The organism is Amycolatopsis sp. NPDC028719, from assembly GCF_055565395.1.
On sequence record NZ_JBVHUL010000004.1, the window covers coordinates 629,171 to 647,586 of the forward strand.

At 70.7% G+C, this 18,416-nt stretch carries 25 protein-coding genes; 8 read left to right on the forward strand and 17 right to left on the reverse strand.

Annotated elements, in window-relative coordinates:
• The first annotated feature begins 44 nt into the window (after positions 1-44).
• The gene (locus tag ACZ4TR_RS21510) at positions 45-257 is read left to right on the forward strand and encodes an FmdB family zinc ribbon protein (RefSeq protein WP_364520580.1); all 213 of its coding nucleotides are present in this window, start codon (positions 45-47) and stop codon (positions 255-257) included.
• Here the strand turns inward: ACZ4TR_RS21510 and ACZ4TR_RS21515 are convergent.
• Positions 254-1,372 (reverse strand): trans-sulfuration enzyme family protein, encoded by a 1,119-nt coding sequence (locus ACZ4TR_RS21515; protein WP_465288673.1) that lies wholly within the window; start codon positions 1,370-1,372, stop codon positions 254-256. The two genes, ACZ4TR_RS21510 and ACZ4TR_RS21515, sit on opposite strands and share 4 nt — an antisense overlap.
• Before the next feature lie 58 nt (positions 1,373-1,430).
• Here ACZ4TR_RS21515 and ACZ4TR_RS21520 point away from each other — a divergent pair, with 58 nt between their 5' ends.
• Positions 1,431-1,907 (forward strand): Lrp/AsnC family transcriptional regulator, encoded by a 477-nt coding sequence (locus ACZ4TR_RS21520; RefSeq protein ID WP_465288674.1) that lies wholly within the window; start codon positions 1,431-1,433, stop codon positions 1,905-1,907.
• A gap of 2 nt (positions 1,908-1,909) precedes the next feature.
• Here ACZ4TR_RS21520 and ACZ4TR_RS21525 read toward each other — a convergent pair whose 3' ends face one another.
• Positions 1,910-2,434: a P-loop NTPase family protein gene (locus tag ACZ4TR_RS21525; protein WP_465288675.1), complete on the reverse strand. Its 525-nt coding sequence runs from the start codon at positions 2,432-2,434 to the stop codon at positions 1,910-1,912.
• Entirely contained in the window at positions 2,418-2,882 is a 465-nt protein-coding gene (locus ACZ4TR_RS21530; protein WP_465288676.1) for an Lrp/AsnC family transcriptional regulator, read from the reverse strand. Before ACZ4TR_RS21530 ends, ACZ4TR_RS21525 begins: the two co-directional genes overlap by 17 nt.
• 93 nt (positions 2,883-2,975) lie before the next feature.
• Here ACZ4TR_RS21530 and ACZ4TR_RS21535 point away from each other — a divergent pair, with 93 nt between their 5' ends.
• From ACZ4TR_RS21535 to ACZ4TR_RS21550, 4 genes are all read left to right on the forward strand, one after another.
• On the forward strand, positions 2,976-3,815 hold the full coding sequence (locus tag ACZ4TR_RS21535; protein ID WP_465288677.1) for an LLM class flavin-dependent oxidoreductase: 840 nt from the start codon (positions 2,976-2,978) through the stop codon (positions 3,813-3,815).
• Positions 3,812-4,240 carry a nucleoside deaminase gene (locus ACZ4TR_RS21540; RefSeq protein WP_364520568.1) on the forward strand — a complete coding sequence of 143 codons (429 nt, stop codon included), beginning with the start codon at positions 3,812-3,814 and terminating at the stop codon, positions 4,238-4,240. The genes ACZ4TR_RS21535 and ACZ4TR_RS21540 overlap by 4 nt, the downstream gene beginning before the upstream one ends.
• Entirely contained in the window at positions 4,237-4,647 is a 411-nt protein-coding gene (gene tsaA / locus ACZ4TR_RS21545) for a tRNA (N6-threonylcarbamoyladenosine(37)-N6)-methyltransferase TrmO (protein WP_465288678.1), read from the forward strand. Before ACZ4TR_RS21540 ends, tsaA begins: the two co-directional genes overlap by 4 nt.
• A 104-nt stretch (positions 4,648-4,751) precedes the next feature.
• On the forward strand, positions 4,752-5,276 hold the full coding sequence (locus ACZ4TR_RS21550) for a hypothetical protein (RefSeq protein WP_465288679.1): 525 nt from the start codon (positions 4,752-4,754) through the stop codon (positions 5,274-5,276).
• Here ACZ4TR_RS21550 and ACZ4TR_RS21555 read toward each other — a convergent pair whose 3' ends face one another.
• The 8 genes from ACZ4TR_RS21555 to ACZ4TR_RS21590 all read right to left on the reverse strand — a co-directional run bounded on the left by ACZ4TR_RS21555 (position 5,277) and on the right by ACZ4TR_RS21590 (position 13,547).
• On the reverse strand, positions 5,277-7,046 hold the full coding sequence (locus ACZ4TR_RS21555) for a 3-hydroxyacyl-CoA dehydrogenase family protein (RefSeq protein WP_465288680.1): 1,770 nt from the start codon (positions 7,044-7,046) through the stop codon (positions 5,277-5,279).
• A gap of 120 nt (positions 7,047-7,166) precedes the next feature.
• Positions 7,167-7,841, reverse strand: coding sequence for a dihydroxyacetone kinase phosphoryl donor subunit DhaM (gene dhaM, locus ACZ4TR_RS21560; RefSeq protein ID WP_465288681.1), 675 nt, complete (start codon positions 7,839-7,841; stop codon positions 7,167-7,169).
• Positions 7,838-8,467 carry a dihydroxyacetone kinase subunit DhaL gene (gene dhaL, locus ACZ4TR_RS21565; RefSeq protein ID WP_465288682.1) on the reverse strand — a complete coding sequence of 210 codons (630 nt, stop codon included), beginning with the start codon at positions 8,465-8,467 and terminating at the stop codon, positions 7,838-7,840. Before dhaL ends, dhaM begins: the two co-directional genes overlap by 4 nt.
• Positions 8,467-9,468 (reverse strand): dihydroxyacetone kinase subunit DhaK, encoded by a 1,002-nt coding sequence (dhaK, locus tag ACZ4TR_RS21570; protein WP_465288683.1) that lies wholly within the window; start codon positions 9,466-9,468, stop codon positions 8,467-8,469. Before dhaK ends, dhaL begins: the two co-directional genes overlap by 1 nt.
• Before the next feature lie 67 nt (positions 9,469-9,535).
• Positions 9,536-10,543 carry a DUF3558 domain-containing protein gene (locus tag ACZ4TR_RS21575; protein ID WP_465288684.1) on the reverse strand — a complete coding sequence of 336 codons (1,008 nt, stop codon included), beginning with the start codon at positions 10,541-10,543 and terminating at the stop codon, positions 9,536-9,538.
• Between the two features lie 47 nt (positions 10,544-10,590).
• Positions 10,591-10,875: a hypothetical protein gene (locus tag ACZ4TR_RS21580; RefSeq protein WP_465288685.1), complete on the reverse strand. Its 285-nt coding sequence runs from the start codon at positions 10,873-10,875 to the stop codon at positions 10,591-10,593.
• A gap of 10 nt (positions 10,876-10,885) precedes the next feature.
• Positions 10,886-12,583, reverse strand: a complete 1,698-nt coding sequence (locus ACZ4TR_RS21585; protein ID WP_465288686.1) for a sodium:solute symporter family protein — start codon at positions 12,581-12,583, stop codon at positions 10,886-10,888.
• Positions 12,584-12,770: 187 nt separating this feature from the next.
• Positions 12,771-13,547 (reverse strand): hypothetical protein, encoded by a 777-nt coding sequence (locus tag ACZ4TR_RS21590; protein WP_465288687.1) that lies wholly within the window; start codon positions 13,545-13,547, stop codon positions 12,771-12,773.
• Between the two features lie 462 nt (positions 13,548-14,009).
• Between ACZ4TR_RS21590 and ACZ4TR_RS21595 the strand changes: the two genes are divergently transcribed.
• Positions 14,010-14,168 (forward strand): hypothetical protein, encoded by a 159-nt coding sequence (locus ACZ4TR_RS21595; protein ID WP_465288688.1) that lies wholly within the window; start codon positions 14,010-14,012, stop codon positions 14,166-14,168.
• Between the two features lie 3 nt (positions 14,169-14,171).
• On the opposite strand, the gene ACZ4TR_RS21600 is transcribed toward ACZ4TR_RS21595, so the two are convergent.
• Positions 14,172-14,378, reverse strand: coding sequence for a DUF1653 domain-containing protein (locus ACZ4TR_RS21600; RefSeq protein ID WP_364520543.1), 207 nt, complete (start codon positions 14,376-14,378; stop codon positions 14,172-14,174).
• A gap of 1 nt (position 14,379) precedes the next feature.
• Positions 14,380-15,039 (reverse strand): endonuclease NucS, encoded by a 660-nt coding sequence (gene nucS, locus ACZ4TR_RS21605; RefSeq protein ID WP_364520541.1) that lies wholly within the window; start codon positions 15,037-15,039, stop codon positions 14,380-14,382.
• A gap of 37 nt (positions 15,040-15,076) precedes the next feature.
• Between nucS and ACZ4TR_RS21610 the strand changes: the two genes are divergently transcribed.
• Positions 15,077-15,622, forward strand: a complete 546-nt coding sequence (locus ACZ4TR_RS21610; protein ID WP_364520539.1) for an NUDIX hydrolase — start codon at positions 15,077-15,079, stop codon at positions 15,620-15,622.
• Here ACZ4TR_RS21610 and ACZ4TR_RS21615 read toward each other — a convergent pair.
• From ACZ4TR_RS21615 to ACZ4TR_RS21630, 4 genes are all read right to left on the reverse strand, one after another.
• Entirely contained in the window at positions 15,594-16,058 is a 465-nt protein-coding gene (locus tag ACZ4TR_RS21615; RefSeq protein WP_465288689.1) for a DUF2867 domain-containing protein, read from the reverse strand. The two genes, ACZ4TR_RS21610 and ACZ4TR_RS21615, sit on opposite strands and share 29 nt — an antisense overlap.
• Entirely contained in the window at positions 16,055-16,555 is a 501-nt protein-coding gene (locus ACZ4TR_RS21620) for a TetR/AcrR family transcriptional regulator (RefSeq protein ID WP_465288690.1), read from the reverse strand. The genes ACZ4TR_RS21615 and ACZ4TR_RS21620 overlap by 4 nt, the downstream gene beginning before the upstream one ends.
• 64 nt (positions 16,556-16,619) lie before the next feature.
• Positions 16,620-17,393: an enoyl-CoA hydratase-related protein gene (locus tag ACZ4TR_RS21625; protein ID WP_465288691.1), complete on the reverse strand. Its 774-nt coding sequence runs from the start codon at positions 17,391-17,393 to the stop codon at positions 16,620-16,622.
• Positions 17,390-18,352, reverse strand: a complete 963-nt coding sequence (locus ACZ4TR_RS21630; protein ID WP_465288692.1) for a GlxA family transcriptional regulator — start codon at positions 18,350-18,352, stop codon at positions 17,390-17,392. The genes ACZ4TR_RS21625 and ACZ4TR_RS21630 overlap by 4 nt, the downstream gene beginning before the upstream one ends.
• Positions 18,353-18,416: the final 64 nt, after the last annotated feature.

An 18,416-nucleotide genomic window follows, 5' to 3' on the forward strand; every position in this document is an offset into this window, starting at 1 on the left:
CGCCCAGCTTCCCATCCCCGTGGTCCTCCGGCGATAATCGCGGCATGCCGACCTACGCCTACCGCTGCCGCGAGTGCACCGAGACCTTCGAGCTCCTGCGCCCGATGAGCGAATCGAGCGCGCCGGCGTCCTGCCCGGAGGGTCACGCCGACACCGTCAAGCTGCTCACCACGGTCGCCCTCACCGGGGCCGCGAGCGGACCCGCGGTCCCGGCGGGTGGCGGCGGTGGCTGCTGCGGCGGCGGCTGCTGCGGCTAAAGCACCTTCAGCGCCTGCTCCAAGTCGGCCCAGAGGTCTTCGACGTCTTCAAGCCCGGCCGACAGCCGGATCAGCTGGTCCGACACGCCCGCGTCGTGCCGGTCGCCGGCGTCGACGATCCGGTGGCTGATCGAACCCGGGTGCTGGATCAGTGTGTCGACGCTACCGAGGCTGACGGCCGGCGTGATCAGCCGGACCGCGCCGATCAGGGCGTGCGGGTCGCCGTCGACCTCGAACGCCACCAGCGGCCCGCCCAGCCGCGGGTAGTGGACGGCCGTCACCGCCGGGTGGTCGCCGAGCCGTGCAGCCAGCGTCGCCGCGGTGGCCGACGCGGCGTTGACCCGCAGCGGCAGCGTGGAAAGCCCGCGCAGCAACAGGTATCCGGCGAGCGGGTGCAGCACGCCGCCGGTGGCGAAGCGGATCTGCCGCAGCCGGGCGGCTTCCGCGGCGTCGCACGCGACGATCCCGCCCATCACGTCGCCGTGGCCACCGAGGAACTTCGTCGCGCTGTGGAGCACGATCCGCGCCCCGTGGCAGCCGGGGCGCTGCAGTACCGGGGTCGCGAAGGTGTTGTCCACCAAAAGAGGCACGTCCCCGCAAGCACGGGCCAGCTCGGCGATGTCGGCCTCGGCGAGCGTCGGGTTCGCGGGCGTCTCGACGAACACCAGCCCGGTGTCGGGCCGCAGCGCGGCGGCGACGGCGCCGGGCGCGGCCCAGGTGACTTCGGTGCCGAGCAGCCCGGACTCGAGCAGGTGGTCACTGCAGCCGTACAGCGGGCGCACGGCGACGACGTGCCGTTTCCCTTGCGCCACCGCGGAAAGCAGGCAGGCCGAGACGGCGGCCATGCCGCTGGCGAACGCGACGCCGTGCTCGAAGCCTTCGAGCTCGGCGAGCGCGCGCTCGAACCGTTCGACGGTCGGGTTGCCCACCCGGCCGTAGATCGGCGGGCCGTCGAGTTCGCCGCCGGCGGCGAACTCGTCGATCCGGGCGGCTTCGGCGGCGCTGTCGCGGGAGGGGTAGGTCGTCGACAGGTCGAGCGGGACGGCGTGCACGCCGAGGTCCGTGAGGTCGTCACGGCCGGCGTGGACGGCACGCGTGCGCAGCGAAGAGGTCATGCCGACATGGTCGAGCTTTCACCGGATCCCAAGCAACGGTCTCGGATATCATTCGCCGATGTCCGATTCCGTCGAACTCAGTCCGGTCGACCTCCGGATTCTGCGCCTGCTCCAGAACGATGCCCGGATCACGAACAAGGACCTGGCGGCCGCGGTCGGCATCGCGCCGTCGACGTGCCTGGACCGTGTGGCCCGGCTGCGGGACACCGGCGTGATCACCGGGCAGCACGCGTCGGTCGACGCGGCGAAGCTGGGCCGCCCGTTGGAGGCGTTCCTGTTCGTCCAGGTCCGCCCGCACCGGCGGCCGCTGGTGGACCCGTTCGTCGAGCACCTGCTGTCCCTGCCCGAGGTGCGCGCGGTCTACCACCTGACCGGGCCGGACGACTTCCTCGCGCACGTCGCGACCAGCTCCGCGGCCGAACTGCAGCGTCTGGTCCTCGACGAGCTGACCGCCCGGGACGAGGTCGCCCGCGTGCACACGAACCTCGTGTTCCAGCACTGGAGCGGCGGGCCGCTGCTGCCACCGGGGGCCTGACTTCAGAGCGTCTCCAGCCAGCGGCGGGTCTGGCGCGGGGAGGTCAGCCGGACGATCTCCGGCCCGGGCGATTCGGCGGCCCAGGCCCGGATGCGCGCCCGCTTGTTCGCGAACGAGACGAAGTGCCAGCGGATGATCGAGTCGGCGGAGAACACCTGGCGGAACGACTCGACATTGCCGTTGCAGATCCGGACGCGGGTCACCGACCGCACCAGCGTCCGCCGCACCAGGCGGCCGAGGGAGAGCCAGCGCGGGTAGTCGAGGCCGACGACCAGCTGCGTGCGCTCCAGCACGATGTCCCGCCACTTGCCGTAGGCGGCGTCGAGGACCCAGCGCTCGCCCGCGCACACCTCGGCGATCCGTCGGCGCTGCTCGTCGTCGGGCACCGGGACCCAACCCGGCTGCCAGCTGAGGTCGTCGGCCGAGACGTACGGCAGGCCGGTGCGCTCGGCGATCCGGGCCGCGAGCGTCGACTTGCCCGAGCCGGTCACGCCGTAGACGACGATGCGTTCAGGCGTCGAGGTCACGGGCGGGCTCCCGCGGCCCGCGGTAGGGCAGCGTCTGGCTGTAGACGACGTTCGTGGTCGTGCTGCCGAACTGGGCCAGCTCGTCCATCGTGTGCTCGAGGTGGGCCATCGAGGCCGCGGCGATCTTGAGCGTGTAGCAGTCGTCGCCGGTGGTGCGCAGGCATTCGAGGATCTCGAGGCGCTCGCCGAGCAGCTTGTGCAGTGCCTCGTGCCGGCTGCCGGGGTACTTGAGCCGGACGACGGCGAGCACCGGGTAGCCGACCTTGCCGAGGTCGACGTCGGCCCGGTAGCCGGTGATCACGCCGGTCGCCTCGAGCCGCCGGAGCCGTTCGGTCGCGGCCGACGCGCTGAGGTTCACGCGGCGGCCGAGCTCGGTGAGCGGCAGCCGGGCGTCCCGCTGGAGCTCGACCAGGATGGCCCAGTCCGTCGCGTCGAGGCTCTCGGTCATGAGCCGAATCTACCGTGAGATCCACGGCCGAAGCCGCCGAACGCCGTGATCGCTCCCTTCCGATCACGGCTGGAGCGTCGATAGCCTTTCCCGGTGAAGATCGGCGTGAACGTCCCCAACTTCGGCCCCGGCACCGACCCCGGCGCGCTGCGCGCCTGGGCGCGGACCGTGGAAGGCCTCGGCTACGACCTGCTGATGGTGTCCGACCACGTCGCGATCACCCCGGACGTCGCGGGCCAGTACCCGGCGCCGTTCTACGAGCCGTTCACGACGCTGTCGTGGCTCGCGGGCGTCACCGAGCGGGTGCGGCTCGGCACCACCGTGCTGGTCGTGCCGTACCGGCATCCCCTGCTGGTGGCCCGGATGGCGGCGAACCTCGACGCGCTCAGCGGCGGCCGGCTCGTGCTCGGGGCCGGTATCGGCTGGGCGAAGCAGGAGTTCGCCGCGCTCGGTGTGCCGTTCGAGCAGCGCGGGAAGCTCACCAGCGAGTACCTGCGGGCGATCCGCGCGGCCTGGGCCGACCAGGACGACTACCGCGCCGGCCCGATCCCGCTGTGGCTGGGCGGGCACAGCGACGCGGGGCTGCGCCGTGCGGTGGAGCTCGGCGACGCATGGCATCCGCTGCGGATGACCATGTCCGGGTTCCGGGAGGGCCTGGAGCGTCTGAAGACCCTGGCCGGCGACCGGCCGGTGCCGGCGTTCGCGCCGCGGATCGTCTTGCGGACGACCGGCGAACCGGTGACCGGCCCGGACCGGCGCGCCGGTGAAGGCACCCTCGAGCAGGTCCTCGACGACCTGGCCCAGCTGCGGGCGCTCGGCGCGGACACCGTCGTGCTCGACCCGTTCGATGCGGACCCCGCCGAAACCCTCCACCCGGAGATCGCGTGGCGGGACCTCGCGGCAGTCGCCGCGTCTTGGAAGGAGAACCGGTGAAGGACACCGAAGAAGCCCTGTTGCGGCGCGCGATCGAGCTCGCTCGCGAGGCGCGCGAGGAACACGGCAACCCGCCGTTCGGCTCCCTGCTGGCCGACGCGGACGGCAACGTCCTCGCCGAGGATCGCAACACGTCGTTGACGGACAACGACATCACGGCGCACCCGGAGCTGAAGCTCGCCCGCTGGGCGGCGCAGAACCTGGCCCCCGAGGTCGCGGCGGCGACCACGATGTTCACCAGCACCCAGCCGTGCGGCATGTGCACGGGCGCGATCGAGCGGTCCGGGCTCGGCCGCGTCGTCTACGCGCTGTCGACGGAACAGTTCCTGACGCTGCGCCCGCCGGTCACCTGGGGCAAGCACCAGCTGGACGGCCCGGCGCTGTTCGACGAAGCCCGCGTTCCGGTCGAGGGCTACTACAAGTGACGAGCTACGAGGTGCGCCCGGTGGCGCGCGTCGAGTCGCCTCTCGAGGACCGCCGGACGGCCCCGAAGCAGGGTGACGAGGGCGCGCCCCCGGCCCGGGTGGTGTTCGCACCGGAGTTCCACCCGGCGGCGGCCGACCTCCGCCCGGGCGACCGCCTGGTGCTGCTGACGTGGCTGCACGAAGCCGACCGCGAGGTCCAGGCGGTCCACCCGCGCGGCGACCCGGACCGCCCCCGCGAAGGGGTGTTCTCGACGCGTTCCCCCGACCGCCCGAACCCGATCGGCCTCCACACGGTGACGGTGACGGCGGTCGAGGACGGAACGCTGACGGTGACGGGTCTGGAAGCGATCGACGGCACGCCGGTCCTGGACGTGAAGCCGGTCCTCGGCGAGGTGGCCGCCCGCTGAGCCGGCCGATCACGATCCGGGCACCGAGGTAACGACGGCCTCCGTCCGGCCGACCTCCTGCGTACAAACGGAGCAAAGCCCGGACGTGCGACGGAGGACTCGCGATGACCAGTGCGTACGAACCCGCGCCGCCCGGCCCGTGGGCGCCGCCGCAGGATCCGCCGCCGGTGCGGACGAAGACGAATCCCTGGCACCTGGTGCTCGCGGCCGCGGCCGGCGCGGCTCTGGTCGGCGCCTTGTGGGTCGGTCTGGACCTGGCCGATTCCGGCACGCCCATCGGCCCGCCCGGCACGGCTGGCACGGCCGGCGAGGCGTTCGACCTCCGCGGCACGTTCACCCTGAACAGCGGTGGATACGGCTACAGCACCTGCGGCGGCTCCGGCGGCTATTCGGACATCACCACCGGGACGACGGTCACCGTCTACAACGCCGCCGGAACCGTGCTCTCCCAAGGCGCGCTGGGGATGGGACACTCAGGCGGCGGCGGCAGCTGCGTGTTCACGCTGTCCGCGCCGAACGTTCCGGCGGGCGAGAAGTTCTACCTCGTCGAGGTGTCCCACCGGGGCCGGATCATGGTGCAGCCCGACGACGCGCGCAACGGGAACGTCGCCCTCAGCCTGGGAAGCTGATCAGTAGTCCTTGAAGCCCTTCCCGGTCTTCCGGCCCAGCCGGCCGGCCGTCACGAGGTGCTCCAGCAGCGGCGCCGGCGCGAACCCCTCCTCGCGGAACTCGTTGTACAGGGTCCGCTGGATGGCCAGCGAAACGTCCAGTCCGACCACGTCCAGCAGCTCGAACGGGCCCATCGGCAGGCCGCAGCCCACCTTCATGGCCGTGTCGATGTCGTCCGCCCCCGCGTAGTGGGCCTCCAGCATCTTCACGGCGTCGTTCAGGTACGGGAACAGCAGTGCGTTGACGATGAAGCCCGCGCGGTCTCCACAGTGGACCGCGTGCTTGCCCACCGCGGCGCAGACCGCGCTCGCCGTCGCCACCACGTCCGGGGCGGTCGCGATCGTCGAGACCACCTCCACCAGCTTCATCACCGGGGCCGGGTTGAAGAAGTGGAGACCGAGCACGTCGGACGGCCGGGAGGTCGCCGCCGCGCATTCGATCACCGGCAGGGAAGACGTCGTCGTCGCCAGCACCGCGCCTGGGCGGACGACCTCGTCCAGTGCCGCGAACACCGCCTGCTTCACCGAAAGCTCTTCGGCCACCGCCTCGACGACCAGGTCGACGTCGGCCAGTGCTTCGAAGTCGGTGACCGGGGTGATCCGGGACAAGGCGAGAGCCGCGTCCTCTTCGGACAGCTTCCCCTTGACCACGGCCTTGTCGAGCGACTTCTTCACCTTCGCCACGGACGCCTGCGCCTTCTCCAGGCTCCGGGCGCGCAGCACGACGTCGAGACCGCGTTTCGCGAACACCTCCGCGATGCCGGTCGCCATCGTCCCGGTGCCGATCACACCGACCCGGGCCACCGGCCGAGGCGCGACACTGTCCATAGTGGACGACGCCACTACATCCGAGACCACGTTGGGCGAATCCGGTGCATCGTAGGCGTAGAAGCCGCGGCCCGTCTTGCGTCCCAGCTGGCCCGCCGTGATCATCTGCTTGAGCAGCGGCGCCGGCGCGTGCAGCCGGTTGCGGGACTGGTGGTACATCGTGTCGAGGATTTCGTATGCGGTGTCCAGCCCGATCAGGTCGAGCAGCGCGAGCGGGCCCATCGGGTAGCCGCAGCCGAAGCGCATCGCGGCGTCGAGGTCCTCGCGCGTGGCGTAACGCTGCTCGTACATCCGCACGGCGTGGTTGAGGTAGCCGAACAGCAGCGCGTTCGCGATGAAGCCGGCCCGGTCGCCGATCACCACCGGCACCTTGCCGAGCCGCTCGGCGAACGCGACCACCTCGGTGACCACCTCCGGCTCGGTGACCACGGTCTTCACGATCTCGACCAGCTTCTGCACCGGCGCCGGGTTGAAGAAGTGCATGCCGACGACCTTGCCGGGGCGCGCCGTGTGCACCCCGATCTCGGTGATCGACAGCGACGAGGTGTTGGACACGAACACGACGTCCGGCCGGGTGACCTTGTCCAGCTCGGTGAAGACGTCGGCCTTCAGCGCGAGGCTTTCCGGGATCGCCTCGATCACGATGTCCACTTCGGACAGATCCGACAGCGAAGTGCTGTACCGGATCCGTTCCAGCAGTGCCTCACGGCTGGCCTCGTCGAGCTTTCCGCCGGAGAGCGCCCGTTCGGTGGAGTGCCGCAGGTGACCACGGCCCCGCTCGACCCCCGCCTGGTCGAGCTCGACCGTGACGACGTCGAGTCCGCTGCGCGCGAGCACTTCGGCGATACCCGCCCCCATCGTTCCGAGGCCGACCACTCCGACTGTCGAGATGTCCCGCGCCATCGAGGCCTCCAGAGATGTTACTCACCGGTAATTGGCCCCTGACTCTGCCACACGCAACCGCCGGAAGCCCAGACGGAATCGAGTCAGTACCGGGCAAGTCACCCGGTCGGCGAACCGGGTTCACTCGCCGAAGTTGCCGTCCACCAGCTCTTTCGCCTTGTCCAGCGCGGCGGGCGCCTGCGGGCCGCGGGCCCGCACGCGGATCCGGTCACCCTGGCGGGCACCGAGCGACATCAGGGCCAGCACGCTGTGGCCGTCGGCCTCCTGGTCACCGAGCCGGACGGTGACTTCGGCGTCGAACGCGCTCAGCGCGCGCACCAGCACCGCGGCCGGGCGGGCGTGCAACCCGACCTCGTTCCGCAGGACCAGCTCGACCTCGTCCGCACCGCCGGCGGCGGGTTCGGCCGGCGAAAGGTCCTCGGGCATCCCGGCTGCCGCGGCGGCCTCCGCCACCGCCTTGCGGTCCTTGCCCGATTGAGCCGCGACCGCCGCGGCGATCGCGCCTTCGACCAGCGGGCCGTCCGCGACGATGGCGGCCGAGGGGTCGGCCAGCGATTCGACGGCCAGCTCGGCGGTCATCTGGGCGCTGCCAAGGTCGTAGAGCAGCACGATCCCATCACCGGAGTCGGCGCGCTGGGTGGCCGCGACGACCTCGTCGTAGTCGGTGCCGATCGAGCCGTCGGACAGACCTCCAGCGGCCATGATGGTGACGTCCGGCGCCATCTGGGCGGCCAGCTCCGCCAAGCCTTCCGCGAGCTTCGCGCTGTGCGAAACGAGCACGATGCCGACGCTCACCGGGCGGCCTCCGCGAACGCGCGCAGCAGCAGTGCCGACGACCGCGCACCCGGGTCCAGGTGCCCCACTGCGCGCTCGCCCAGGTAGGACGCGCGCCCCTTGCGCGGCACCAACTCCACTGTGGACTCGGCGCCGCGGTCGGCCGCGTCGGCCGCCGCGGTCAGCACCGCGGCGACGTCCCCGCCGTCCTCGGCTGCCTTCTCCGCGGCCGCCACCGCCGGGATCAGGGCGTCGACCATGGTCGCGTCGCCGCCCACCGCCTTCCCGCGGGCCTGGACGCCTTCGAGCCCGGCGCGCAACGCGTCCAGCAGCCCCGGGACGTCGAGGTCACCGGCGGTGCCGAGCTTGGCCGAAGCACGCAGGAAAGCCGTGCCGTACAACGGACCCGCCGCCCCGCCGACCTTGGAGATCAACGTCGTCGCGACGAGCTTCAGGACCGCACCCGGCGTCTCCGGCGCACCCGCGTCGAGGGCCGCGACGACGGCGGTGAACCCGCGGTTCAGGTTCTCGCCGTGGTCGCCGTCGCCGATCGCGCGGTCGAGGTCGATCAGCTCCACGCGGTGCTCGGCGACCACCGCCGCGGCGGCGCGCACGGCCGCCGCGACCCCGTCGGCCTTGCAGGTCATCAGACCCCCCACCGCAGCGCCGCGGTGTTCACCGGGGCGTCCCAGAGCTCGGTCAGCTCGTCGTCCAGTTTGAGCAACGTCAGACTCATCCCCTGCATCTCGAGGCTGGTGATGTACGGGCCGACCAGCCGGCGTTCGACCACGATCCCACGCTCGGCCAGCAGCCGCTCGGCGATGCCGTGCGCCAGGTAGAGCTCGACGAGCGGGGTCGCCCCCATCGAGTTGGTGAACAGCAGCACGCGGTCACCGGAGGAGAACGGCAGGTCCTCGACCACCGCCTGGACCATCCGCGCGACCAGCGCGTCGGCCGGTTCGAGCGGGATCCGTTCGCGGCCGGGCTCGCCGTGGATGCCGATGCCGAACTCGATCTCGCCGTCGCCGAGGTCGAAGCTGGGCGTGCCGGCGTGCGGCACGGTCGGCGCGGTCAGTGCGACGCCGATCGACCGCACCCGGCCGATCACCTTCTGCGCCAGCGCGGTCACGGCGTCGAGCGAGTCGCCGCGCTCGGCGGCCGCACCGGTGATCTTTTCCAGCAGCACCGTGCCGCCGACCCCGCGGCGGCCCGCGGTGTAGGTCGAGTCCTTGACCGCGACGTCGTCGTCGATCACGACGCTGCGCACCTCGAGGCCTTCGGCGGCGGCCAGCTCGGCGGCCGTCTCGAAGTTCAGCACGTCGCCGGTGTAGTTCTTGACGATGAGCAGGGCGCCCGCCTCGCCGGTGGTCGCGGTGACGGCGGCCTGCACGGCGTCCGGCGTCGGCGACGTGAACACCGCGCCCGGCACGGCCGCCGCGAGCATGCCCCGGCCGACGAACCCGCCGTGCAGCGGCTCGTGCCCGGACCCGCCGCCGGAGATGACGGCGACCTTCCCGGCGACCGGCGCGTCGGCGCGGACCACCACGTCCGGATCCTCCTGGACGCGCAGGATGTCCGCGTGCGCGGCGGCGAGGCCCCGCAGCGACTCCACGACCACGTTCGCCGGATCGTTGATGATCTTCTTCACGGCAACCTCCGGCACATCGGCGGGTGGGGTGTCCCCTTCCTACCTCTCCGCGCCTCGCGCCGCCAGGTCAGGGTTTCGGGAGCTTCGTGACCACGTTCTTCGCGACGGTGACCGCCTTGCCGCACGGGTCGTCGGCGTCCGGCTTGGCGTTGTAGTTCTCGTAGTCCACCTGGGCCAGTTCGAAGTCGTCGCCCTGCCACGGCCGGTGCTGCCACTCGACCGTGCACCGCGACGCGCTCGTGCCGCCCTGCTTCTGGAACGCCGTGACGCCGTTGCCGAGGTCCACGGTGGAGTAACCGTCCCCGGCGATCGGCGGCAGTCCCGGCAGGAACTTGACGGTCACGGTCGGGTTGGCACCGTTGCTTTGCCACTGGCAGGAGTGCAGGCCCGACGGCGCGGACTTCGCCGACGGCACGGTGGGGGCGACCGCCGCGGTGTCGGCCATGGCGCACGGGTCGGCGGTCAGCAGGGTGCCCGCCGGCGTCGAGTACTTCTCCGGCGAGCTGTGCAGCTTCTGCACGATGGCGTCCATGAGCGTCCGCCCGGGACGGCACGGATCGCCGGGGTAGGTGACCGACACCGTCAGCGCCATGTCCGGGTTCAGCGCCGTCATCGTCGCGACCGTGCAGCTCGTCTCGTCGGTCTTGTTCACGCGCAGCGGCAGCCCGCCGGTCTGCCCGGTGGTCTTGTCCGCGTGCGGCAGCAGGGTGTTGCCGATCTCGAACCCGAGCCGGATCTCCTTGCCGCCGGGGTCCTTCACCCTGTTGGTGCACCGGTCGAAGGCGATCGACGACGGCGACGGGTCCTCCTCGACCGTGCCGAGGCCGAGCGCGCCGAGGGCTTCCTTGGTCAGGAACTGGCACGGCTTGACCGTGCGCAGCACGTTCGCGGCCACGGCGGCATCGGTGATCGGGCCGTCGGAGACCGGGCCGGTGCCGCCGGCCGCCGCGGGCACCGTCGTCCGCGCGAAGTTGGACTTGCCGAGGTCCTGCCCGCACGCGGTCAACGGCAGCGCGAGGGCGGTGACCAGCAGGAACAGCTTCGGGAGACGGCGGCGCCGAACGTCGGGGAGCACGCGATGCACGGTAGCCGGAACCTCGCGTCCCTGTCCGGGCAACCCGGCTATTCGGCCTTGGCGGCGGGTGTGTCTTCGCTCTCGGGCTCGGCCGGCACGATCAGCGGCCGGACCTTGGCCCAGATGATGAACAACGCGGCGACCACCAGCATGCCGATGCCGGCCCACAGGTTGATGTTCACCCCGGCGGCCTTCGCGATGTCCTCGTCGGAGGTGAAGCCGATGCCCATGATCGTCAGGATGACGCCGTAGACGCCGATCAGCAGGGCGATGATCAGCCGGATGTCGAAGGCGCCCGCCTTCCGCGGTCGCGCGCCGGACTCGGTAGCCATGACGGACCTCCTAGAAGATGGCGTTGAGGGCGATGGTCAGGATGAGCACGATGCCCGCGAGCAGGCCCGGCTTGCGGTACCAGCCCGCGTTCTCGCCGGTGTCGTCGTGCTTGCGGGTTTCCTTCGGGGTCAGCGAGTAGACCAGCCCCACCAGCTCTTCGTCCGGCTTCGGCTTGGTCGCCAGCGACACCACGACGCTCACCACGATGTCGACGACGAACGCCGTGCCGGCGGCGACGAAGCTGGTGCCCTGGCCCTCGAGCCCGATCACCCCGGCCTGCGACAGGCCCCAGACCGTGATCGCGGACGCGGTGCCGAGCACCAGGCCGCTCCAGCCGGCGTGCGGGGTCATCCGCTTCCAGAACATGCCCAGGATGAACGTCGCGAACAGCGGCGCGTTGAAGAACGAGAACAGGTCCTGCAGGTAGTTCAGGATGTTGCCGGAGTTCGACGCGATGAACGCGGTGCCGATGGCGAGGATCGTGCCGACCGACGTCACCACGCGCCCGAGGCGCAGGTAGTAGCCGTCCGGCTTGTCCTTCTTGATGTAGGTCTGCCAGATGTCGTACGTGAAGACCGTGTTGAACGAACTGAGGTTCGCGGCCATGCCGGCCATGAACGAGGCCAGCAGGCCGGCGATCGCGATGCCGAGCATGCCGTTCGGGAGCAGGTCGCGCATCAGCAGCAGGAGCGCGTTGTTGAACGTGACGCCGCTTTCCGCGGTGCCGCCGTCCAGCAGGACCTGCTTGTCCTTGACGTACTCGGACACGGTGACCGCGGCGATCATGCCGGGGATGATCACGATGAACGGGACCAGCATCTTCGGGAACGCGCCGATGATCGGCGTGCGCCGCGCGGCGGACATGCTCTTCGACGCCATCGCGCGCTGGACCTCGACGAAGTTCGTCGTCCAGTAGCCGAAGGAGAGCACGAAGCCCAGACCGAACACGATGCCGAGGATCGAGAGGATGTTGTTGCCGAAGCCCGTCAGGTTGTCACCGGGCCACGAGTGCAGCTGCGCGGTGCCGCCCGGGCTGGTGGTGACCTTGTCGACCAGGCCCTGCCAGCCGCCGACCTTGACCAGGCCGATGATCGTCAGCGGCACCAGCGCGATGACGATCACGAAGAACTGCAGGACCTCGTTGTAGATCGCGGCGGAGAGGCCGCCGAGCGCGGTGTAGGAGAGGACGATCACGGCGGCGATGATGATCGACACCCACAGCGGCCAGCCGAGCAGCAGGTTCACCACGCTGGCCAGCAGGAACAGGTTCGCGCCGGCGATCAGGATCTGGGCGGCGGCGAAGCTGACGCCGTTGACGAGGTGGGCGGGCTTGCCGAAGCGGCGCCGCATGAACTCGGGGACGCTGCGGACCTTCGAGCCGTAGTAGAACGGCATCATCACGATGCCGAGGAACAGCATCGCCGGGATCGCGCCGATCCAGAAGTAGTGGACGGTCGGCAGGCCGTACTGGGCCCCGTTGGCCGACATGCCCATGACCTCGACCGCGCCGAGGTTCGCCGAGATGAACGCCAGGCCGGTGACCCAGGCGGGCAGTGAGCGGCCCGACAGGAAGAAGTCGAGACTGCTCGACACTTGACGCCGTGCCAGGTACCCGATGCCGAGCACGAGCACGAAGTAGAACGCCAACTCGATGTAGTCGATCGCGCTCGCGTCGAGTCGCAGGTTCGCATCGGCTAGGACGAGCACCCGACCCACCTCTTTTCAAACTGGACAACAACCCACAGGAATCACCACTGCTCTGTCGGATCCGGACAGTACTGCATGGATTCAGGGTCGGCACGTTGACGCGTCCAAAGTGGCCAGAAGGCGCGTTCCCCCGGCCTTGACCTGGGGAAACGCGCCCTCTGTCACGCACCGCGGGAGCGGCTGTGGATCACCGGTCGGTCGGGACCGCGATCTCGCCGTCTTCTTCGATCAGCTTGGCGAGCACTTCGTCGGGCAGGTAGGTGCGGTGCGGGTAGCCCGGGCCCCACGAGTTGAGCAGCGGCACGGCGCCGAGTTCGTCGGCCCGCGGGTTGGCGAGCACCGAGTGCACGTCGTCGACCGACTTGGCCCAGCGGAACGCCTTGATGCCCTGCTTGGCCTCGGGCGCGTACTTCTCGCGCGCCGCCCAGTCGTCGGTGGCGTAGGAGTCGTCCCACAGGACGTGCCCGGCTTCCTTGAGCACTTCGGCCGCGGCGCGGACCGACGTGCCGTTGTCGTCGCCGGGGTTGGTTTCGGGCCACTCGTCGCGCTTCTTGGCCGAGTCCCAGAGCCAGCGGGCGGCGTACTCGCTGCCGTTGAAGATCGAGATGCAGCGCGACCAGCCGAAGCCGACGCAGGCGCCTTCCTTGCCCTGGTCGTAGAACGCGTACCAGGCATCGGTGTCCGGGGTACCGCCCGGCTCGAGGCAGACGCAGTGACCGCCGCGGATCCGGCCCAGCTTCTTGACGCCGGCCTTGGCGATGAAGAACTCGCCGGAGGCCTCGTCCTGCTCCGGGGTGTCGAAAGCGGAGTACCAGTTGACCCCGATCACGACGGGCGCCCGCGTGGGCCGGTCGTCGTCGGACAGCGCGGTGAGCGGATACCTTTCGACGTGCCGCCAGTCGTCCGGAATGAACCGGCCCAGCCGCGGGTCGGCCGGATCGGAACCGAGTGGGCGATAACGCATGACTTCCTCCTCCGTGCAGGCGAAAAAGCGCGCACACCGGCCGGACAGGCACGCGCACACGAGCTCGAAGGCGGACTGAAAACGTAGGCACGACAAAGAAAGACGGCCGAGCGCACCACCCTCCGGCCACACCGGACGCACCGGCGGAACCCCTCGAAATCGAGTGTCGCACAACTGCCCGCAAGAGGATCCCGAACTCACCCGAACAGCGCATAAAGGCAGGTCAGAAAGGATCTGGTCACTGTTCTGACGTCTATCGGGTTAATGATTTCCTGGCGGAGTAATCACGGGAGAATCAGATACCGCAATTCGGCATCGGTTCGGTATCGGTGTTTCAGGCCGGCCGGACGATGGTCTCGACATGGCGCACATCTGAAACAACGGGCACGCTTCGCGCGATCTTCACTCACGATCACGAAGGTTCCCATCATCCGACCGATCATCGCGACCAACGCGGACGCCATGCGGCTTTGGTGGTGCGGCTCCGGGTCGTGGTCCACGCTCGACCCGGACACCGGGGAGCAGCTGTCCGGGCACGGCGGCCTGATGATCAAGGGCGAAAACCACATCGCGAGTTTCGCCCGCGGCAAGACCTACTCGTGCACCTTCGACGTGCGGTGAGCCTCAGTCCGGGACGTGCCGGAAGCGGGGCACCGGGCCGTCCGCCGTCTCCACCGTCTCGCCGAACATCGCCTCCGGCCGCACCCACAACCCGCGCGCGCCGTACAGCGCCCGGTACACCACCAGCCGCTCCTCGGTCTCGCTGTGGGATGCCACCCCGAGCACCTCGTACTCGCCGCCCTTGTAGTGGACGTACCGGCCGGGTTCCACGTCAGAACAGCCGGAACTCGTCGGACTCGATGCCGCGCAGCTCGTCGTAGTCCAGCGTCAGGCACCTGATCCCGCGGTCCTCCGCCAGCGTCCGGGCCTGGGGCTTGATGATCTGCGCCGCGAACACGCCCTGGACCGGGGCCAGCAGCGGGTCGCGGTTCAGCAGCTCCAGGTACCTCGTCAGCTGCTCCACCCCGTCGATCTCGCCGCGGCGCTTGATCTCCACCGCCACCGACTTGCCGTCGGCGTCGCGGGCCATGATGTCGACCGGGCCGATCGCCGTCGGGAACTCGCGGCGGACCAGCGTGTAGCCGTCGCCGAGGGTCTTGATGTGCTCGGCCAGCAGCTCCTGCAGGTGCGCCTCGACGCCGTCCTTCTGCAGGCCCGGCTCGGGACCCAGGTCGCGGGCGTGGTTGTGGTAGATCTCGTCGATCGTGATCACCAGCTTCTCGCCCTGCTTGTTCTCGACGATCCAGAGCTTGCCGTCCTCGATCAGCCAGCAGGGTGGGCTCATCCAGTTCAACGGCTTGTACGCGCGGTCGTCGGAGTGGACGGACACCGACCCGTCGGACTTCACGAGCAACAGGCGGGTGGCCATCGGCAGGTGGGCGGTGAGCCGGCCGGCGTAGTCGACCTGGCACCGCGCGATCACGAGACGCACCCGAGGAGGGTAGGACAGGGTCGGTGATACTGGGCGCGTGGACCCCATTCAGCGTGTCGCGTCCCGCGAGGTGTACCGGAACAACTGGATGACCGTGCGCGAAGACGACATCCGCCGCCCGGACGGCTCGGCGGGCATCTACGGCGTGATCGACAAGCCGGACTACGCCCTCGTCATCGCCCAGGACGGCGACCGGTTCCGGCTGGTCGAGCAGTTCCGCTACCCGCTGGGCGAGCGGCGCTGGGAGTTCCCGCAGGGCACCGCGCCCGGCCTCGCCGACGTACCGCCCGCGGAGCTCGCCGCGCGCGAACTGCGCGAAGAGACGGGCCTGCGCGCCGGCTCGATGGTGCCGCTCGGCAAGCTGGACGTCGCCGCCGGCATGAGCAGCCAGCGCGGCTGGGTGTTCCTCGCCACCGACATCACCGAGGGCGAGCCCGAACGCGAGGTCGAGGAGCAGGACATGCGCAGCGCGTGGTTCTCGCGCGCGGACCTCGAGAAGATGATCCTGGCCGGGGAGATCACCGACGCGCAGTCGATCGCCGCGTGGGGTCAGCTCATGCTGGCCGAGCGGCACCGGCCTTGAGCATCCCGCGGATCACCAGGTGGTGGAACGGCTTGATGAGCGCGAAGTAAGCCGGGCCGACGCGGTTGTGGAAGTGCACGATCGTGCCGAGCCGGAAGCCGCGGGGCACCGATTCGACCGTCAGGTAGCCACTCAGGTGACTGTCGTCCACGCCCGCGACCAGGTAGCGCTCCGGGTCGCCGGCCCGGACGGTGAAGAACGCGACCCGGTCGCCGGGCGCGAACCCGACGTCCTCGGGCCGCAGCCGGCCACCGCGCGGCACCGAGGCGGTGTCCAGCCGCAGCGCCTTGGCGAGGACGTACCGGGCGCCGAACAGCGCCTTCACCCAGACGGGCGACCAGCCGAACACCCCCGCGACGAACTCCCGCAGGCTGTTCTCGCTCTCGATCTCCTTGAACTCGACGTAGTCGGCGCCATCGGCGAACGGTTCGGTCATTTCCTTCTCCCCAGAACGAGTTCCAACGCACTCTTGAGCTCCCGGCCGGACAGCGGCGGCACGACCTGCCCGGCGCCGACGACGATCAGGTACAGCGCCTGCGCCAGGCCGGCGTCGCCGCTGACCTCGGTCAGGTAGGCCACGCGGGTCCGGTCGACGCGCTCCTGGACCGCCCGCGCTTCGGCGTCCTGCAGGGCCCACGCCCGGATGGCGATCTCGAGCCCGAGGCCGGGTCCGGGCGCGAGGACGAGCTTCAGCAACGTGCTCAGGCGGTCGCCTTCGGCCGCTTCGGCCTGCTCCACGAACCGGATCGTGCGCTCGGTCTCGAAGTGCTCCAGCAGGGCGGTCCGGTAGCCGGTCATGCCCTTGAAGTGGTGGTAGAACGAGCCCTTCGACAGGCCGAGCCGCTCGGACAGCCGCTCGATGGTCACCGATGGCGCGCCCTGCTCCGCCAGCAGCACCAACCCCGCGTCCAGCCAGTCCCGCTTGCTCGCCATGTCCATACCATACCGTATGGTACGGCCGACCGCCACGAAGAAACGCGGCCGGAGCCTCGGCCGCTCAGTCGGGCCAGGAGGGCTTGCGCTTCTCGAGGAACGCCGCCATGCCTTCGCGCGCACCGGGCAGCTGGGACGCCGAGGCCATGACCTCCAGCGCGATCGCGTAGGCGTCGGCCTCGGGCCGGTCGAGCTGGGCGTAGAGCGTGACCTTGCCCATCGTCTTGCTCGCCCGGCTGCCACGGGTCGCCCGTGCCAGCAGCTCGGCGACGGCGTCGTCCAGCTCATCGTCGGGGACTACGCGGTTGACCAGGCCCCACTCCAGCGCGGTGGGCGCGTCGATGACGTCGCCGGTCAGCGCCAGCTCCATCAGGCGCTTGCGGCCGATCGAGCGCGCCACCGGAACCGCCGGCGTGTGGCAGAACCAGCCGCCCTTGCCGCCCGGCAGCGCGAAGCCCGCCGATTCGGCCGCGATGGCGAGATCGCACGACGCCACGAGCTGGCACCCCGCCGCAGTGGCCAGGCCGTGCACCCGCGCGATGACGACCTGCGGCACGGACTGCATGGTCTTCATCAGGTCGGTGCACAGCGTCAGCAGCTCGCGCACGCCCATCAGGTCGCGCGCGGCGACGTCGCCGAAGTCGTGCCCGGCCGAGAACACCGGCCCGGCGCCGGCCAGCACGATGCCGGTCGCGTCGGACGTCCCCGCCTCGTGGAACGCGGCCAGCAGTTCGGCCAGGTGCTCCGCGGAGAGCGAGTTGCGCCGTGCCGCGCGGTTCATGGTGATCGTGACGGTGTCGGCGTCGCGCTTGACCAGGATGTGCTCGTACTCGGTCATGCCTCGACGGTAACTCTTCGGAAGGTGCGCCGATAGCTGTCCGGGCCGACCCCCACTTCGGCGCGCATCCGGCGCCGCAGGTTCGCCGCCGTCCCCAGTCCGGAGCGTTCCGCGACGCGTTCGACCGGCAGCGACGTCGTCTCCAGCAGCCGCTGCGCGAGCCGCACGCGCTGCACCCGCAGCCACCGCCCCGGCGTCACGCCCGCGGCGGCCGCGAACTCGCGGTGGAACGTCCGCTCGCTCATCCGCGCGTGCCCGACGAGGTCCTCGACCCCGATGCCGGACCCGAGCCGCGCCAGCGCCCAGTCCATTGTGGACGACAATCCCGGTTGGGAAGCGTTGGCCGGCAACGGGGTGTCGACGTACTGGCGCTGTCCGCCCTCGCGCACCGGGGGCATCACCAGGCGGCGGGCCAGCGACGCGGCGACCTCCGCGCCGTGGTCGCGGCGGACCAGGTGGAGACACAGGTCGAGGCCGCCCACGACGCCCGCGGACGTCAGGACACCGCCGTCATCGGCGTAGAGGACGTCGCGCTGGAGGTCGGCCCGCGGCGCGACGCTGGTGAGGGCGTCGAAGTCGCGCCAGTGCGTGGTCGCCGGGCGGCCGTCGAGCAGGCCGGCGGCGGCCAGCGTGAACGCGCCCGAGCACAGCGCGGCGACGGTCGTCCCCGCCCGGTGCGCCCGGCGCAGCGCCGCGACGGCGGCCGGCGAGACCGGCGCGAGCGGATCGTCGCGGCCCGGCGCCAGGACGAGGTCGCAGCCGTCGAGGCCGGCCAGCCCGTGCGTCGCCGCGACGTCCCCGAACGGCGAGACGGCGGTGCGGACGCGGCCCGGGCTGCACAACCGCAGCGTGAACGGGCCGATCCCGCTGTCGGTCCGGTCCTGGCCCCAGACCTCGCCGATCACCGCGAGGTCGAACATCCGGGTGCCCGGCAGCAGCAGAACGCCGATCGTGCGCATGGCAGGAAAGTACCGCATCGCGCGTCTTCTGCCACTCCCCCGCGCGGCCGGAGCCCGCGAGACT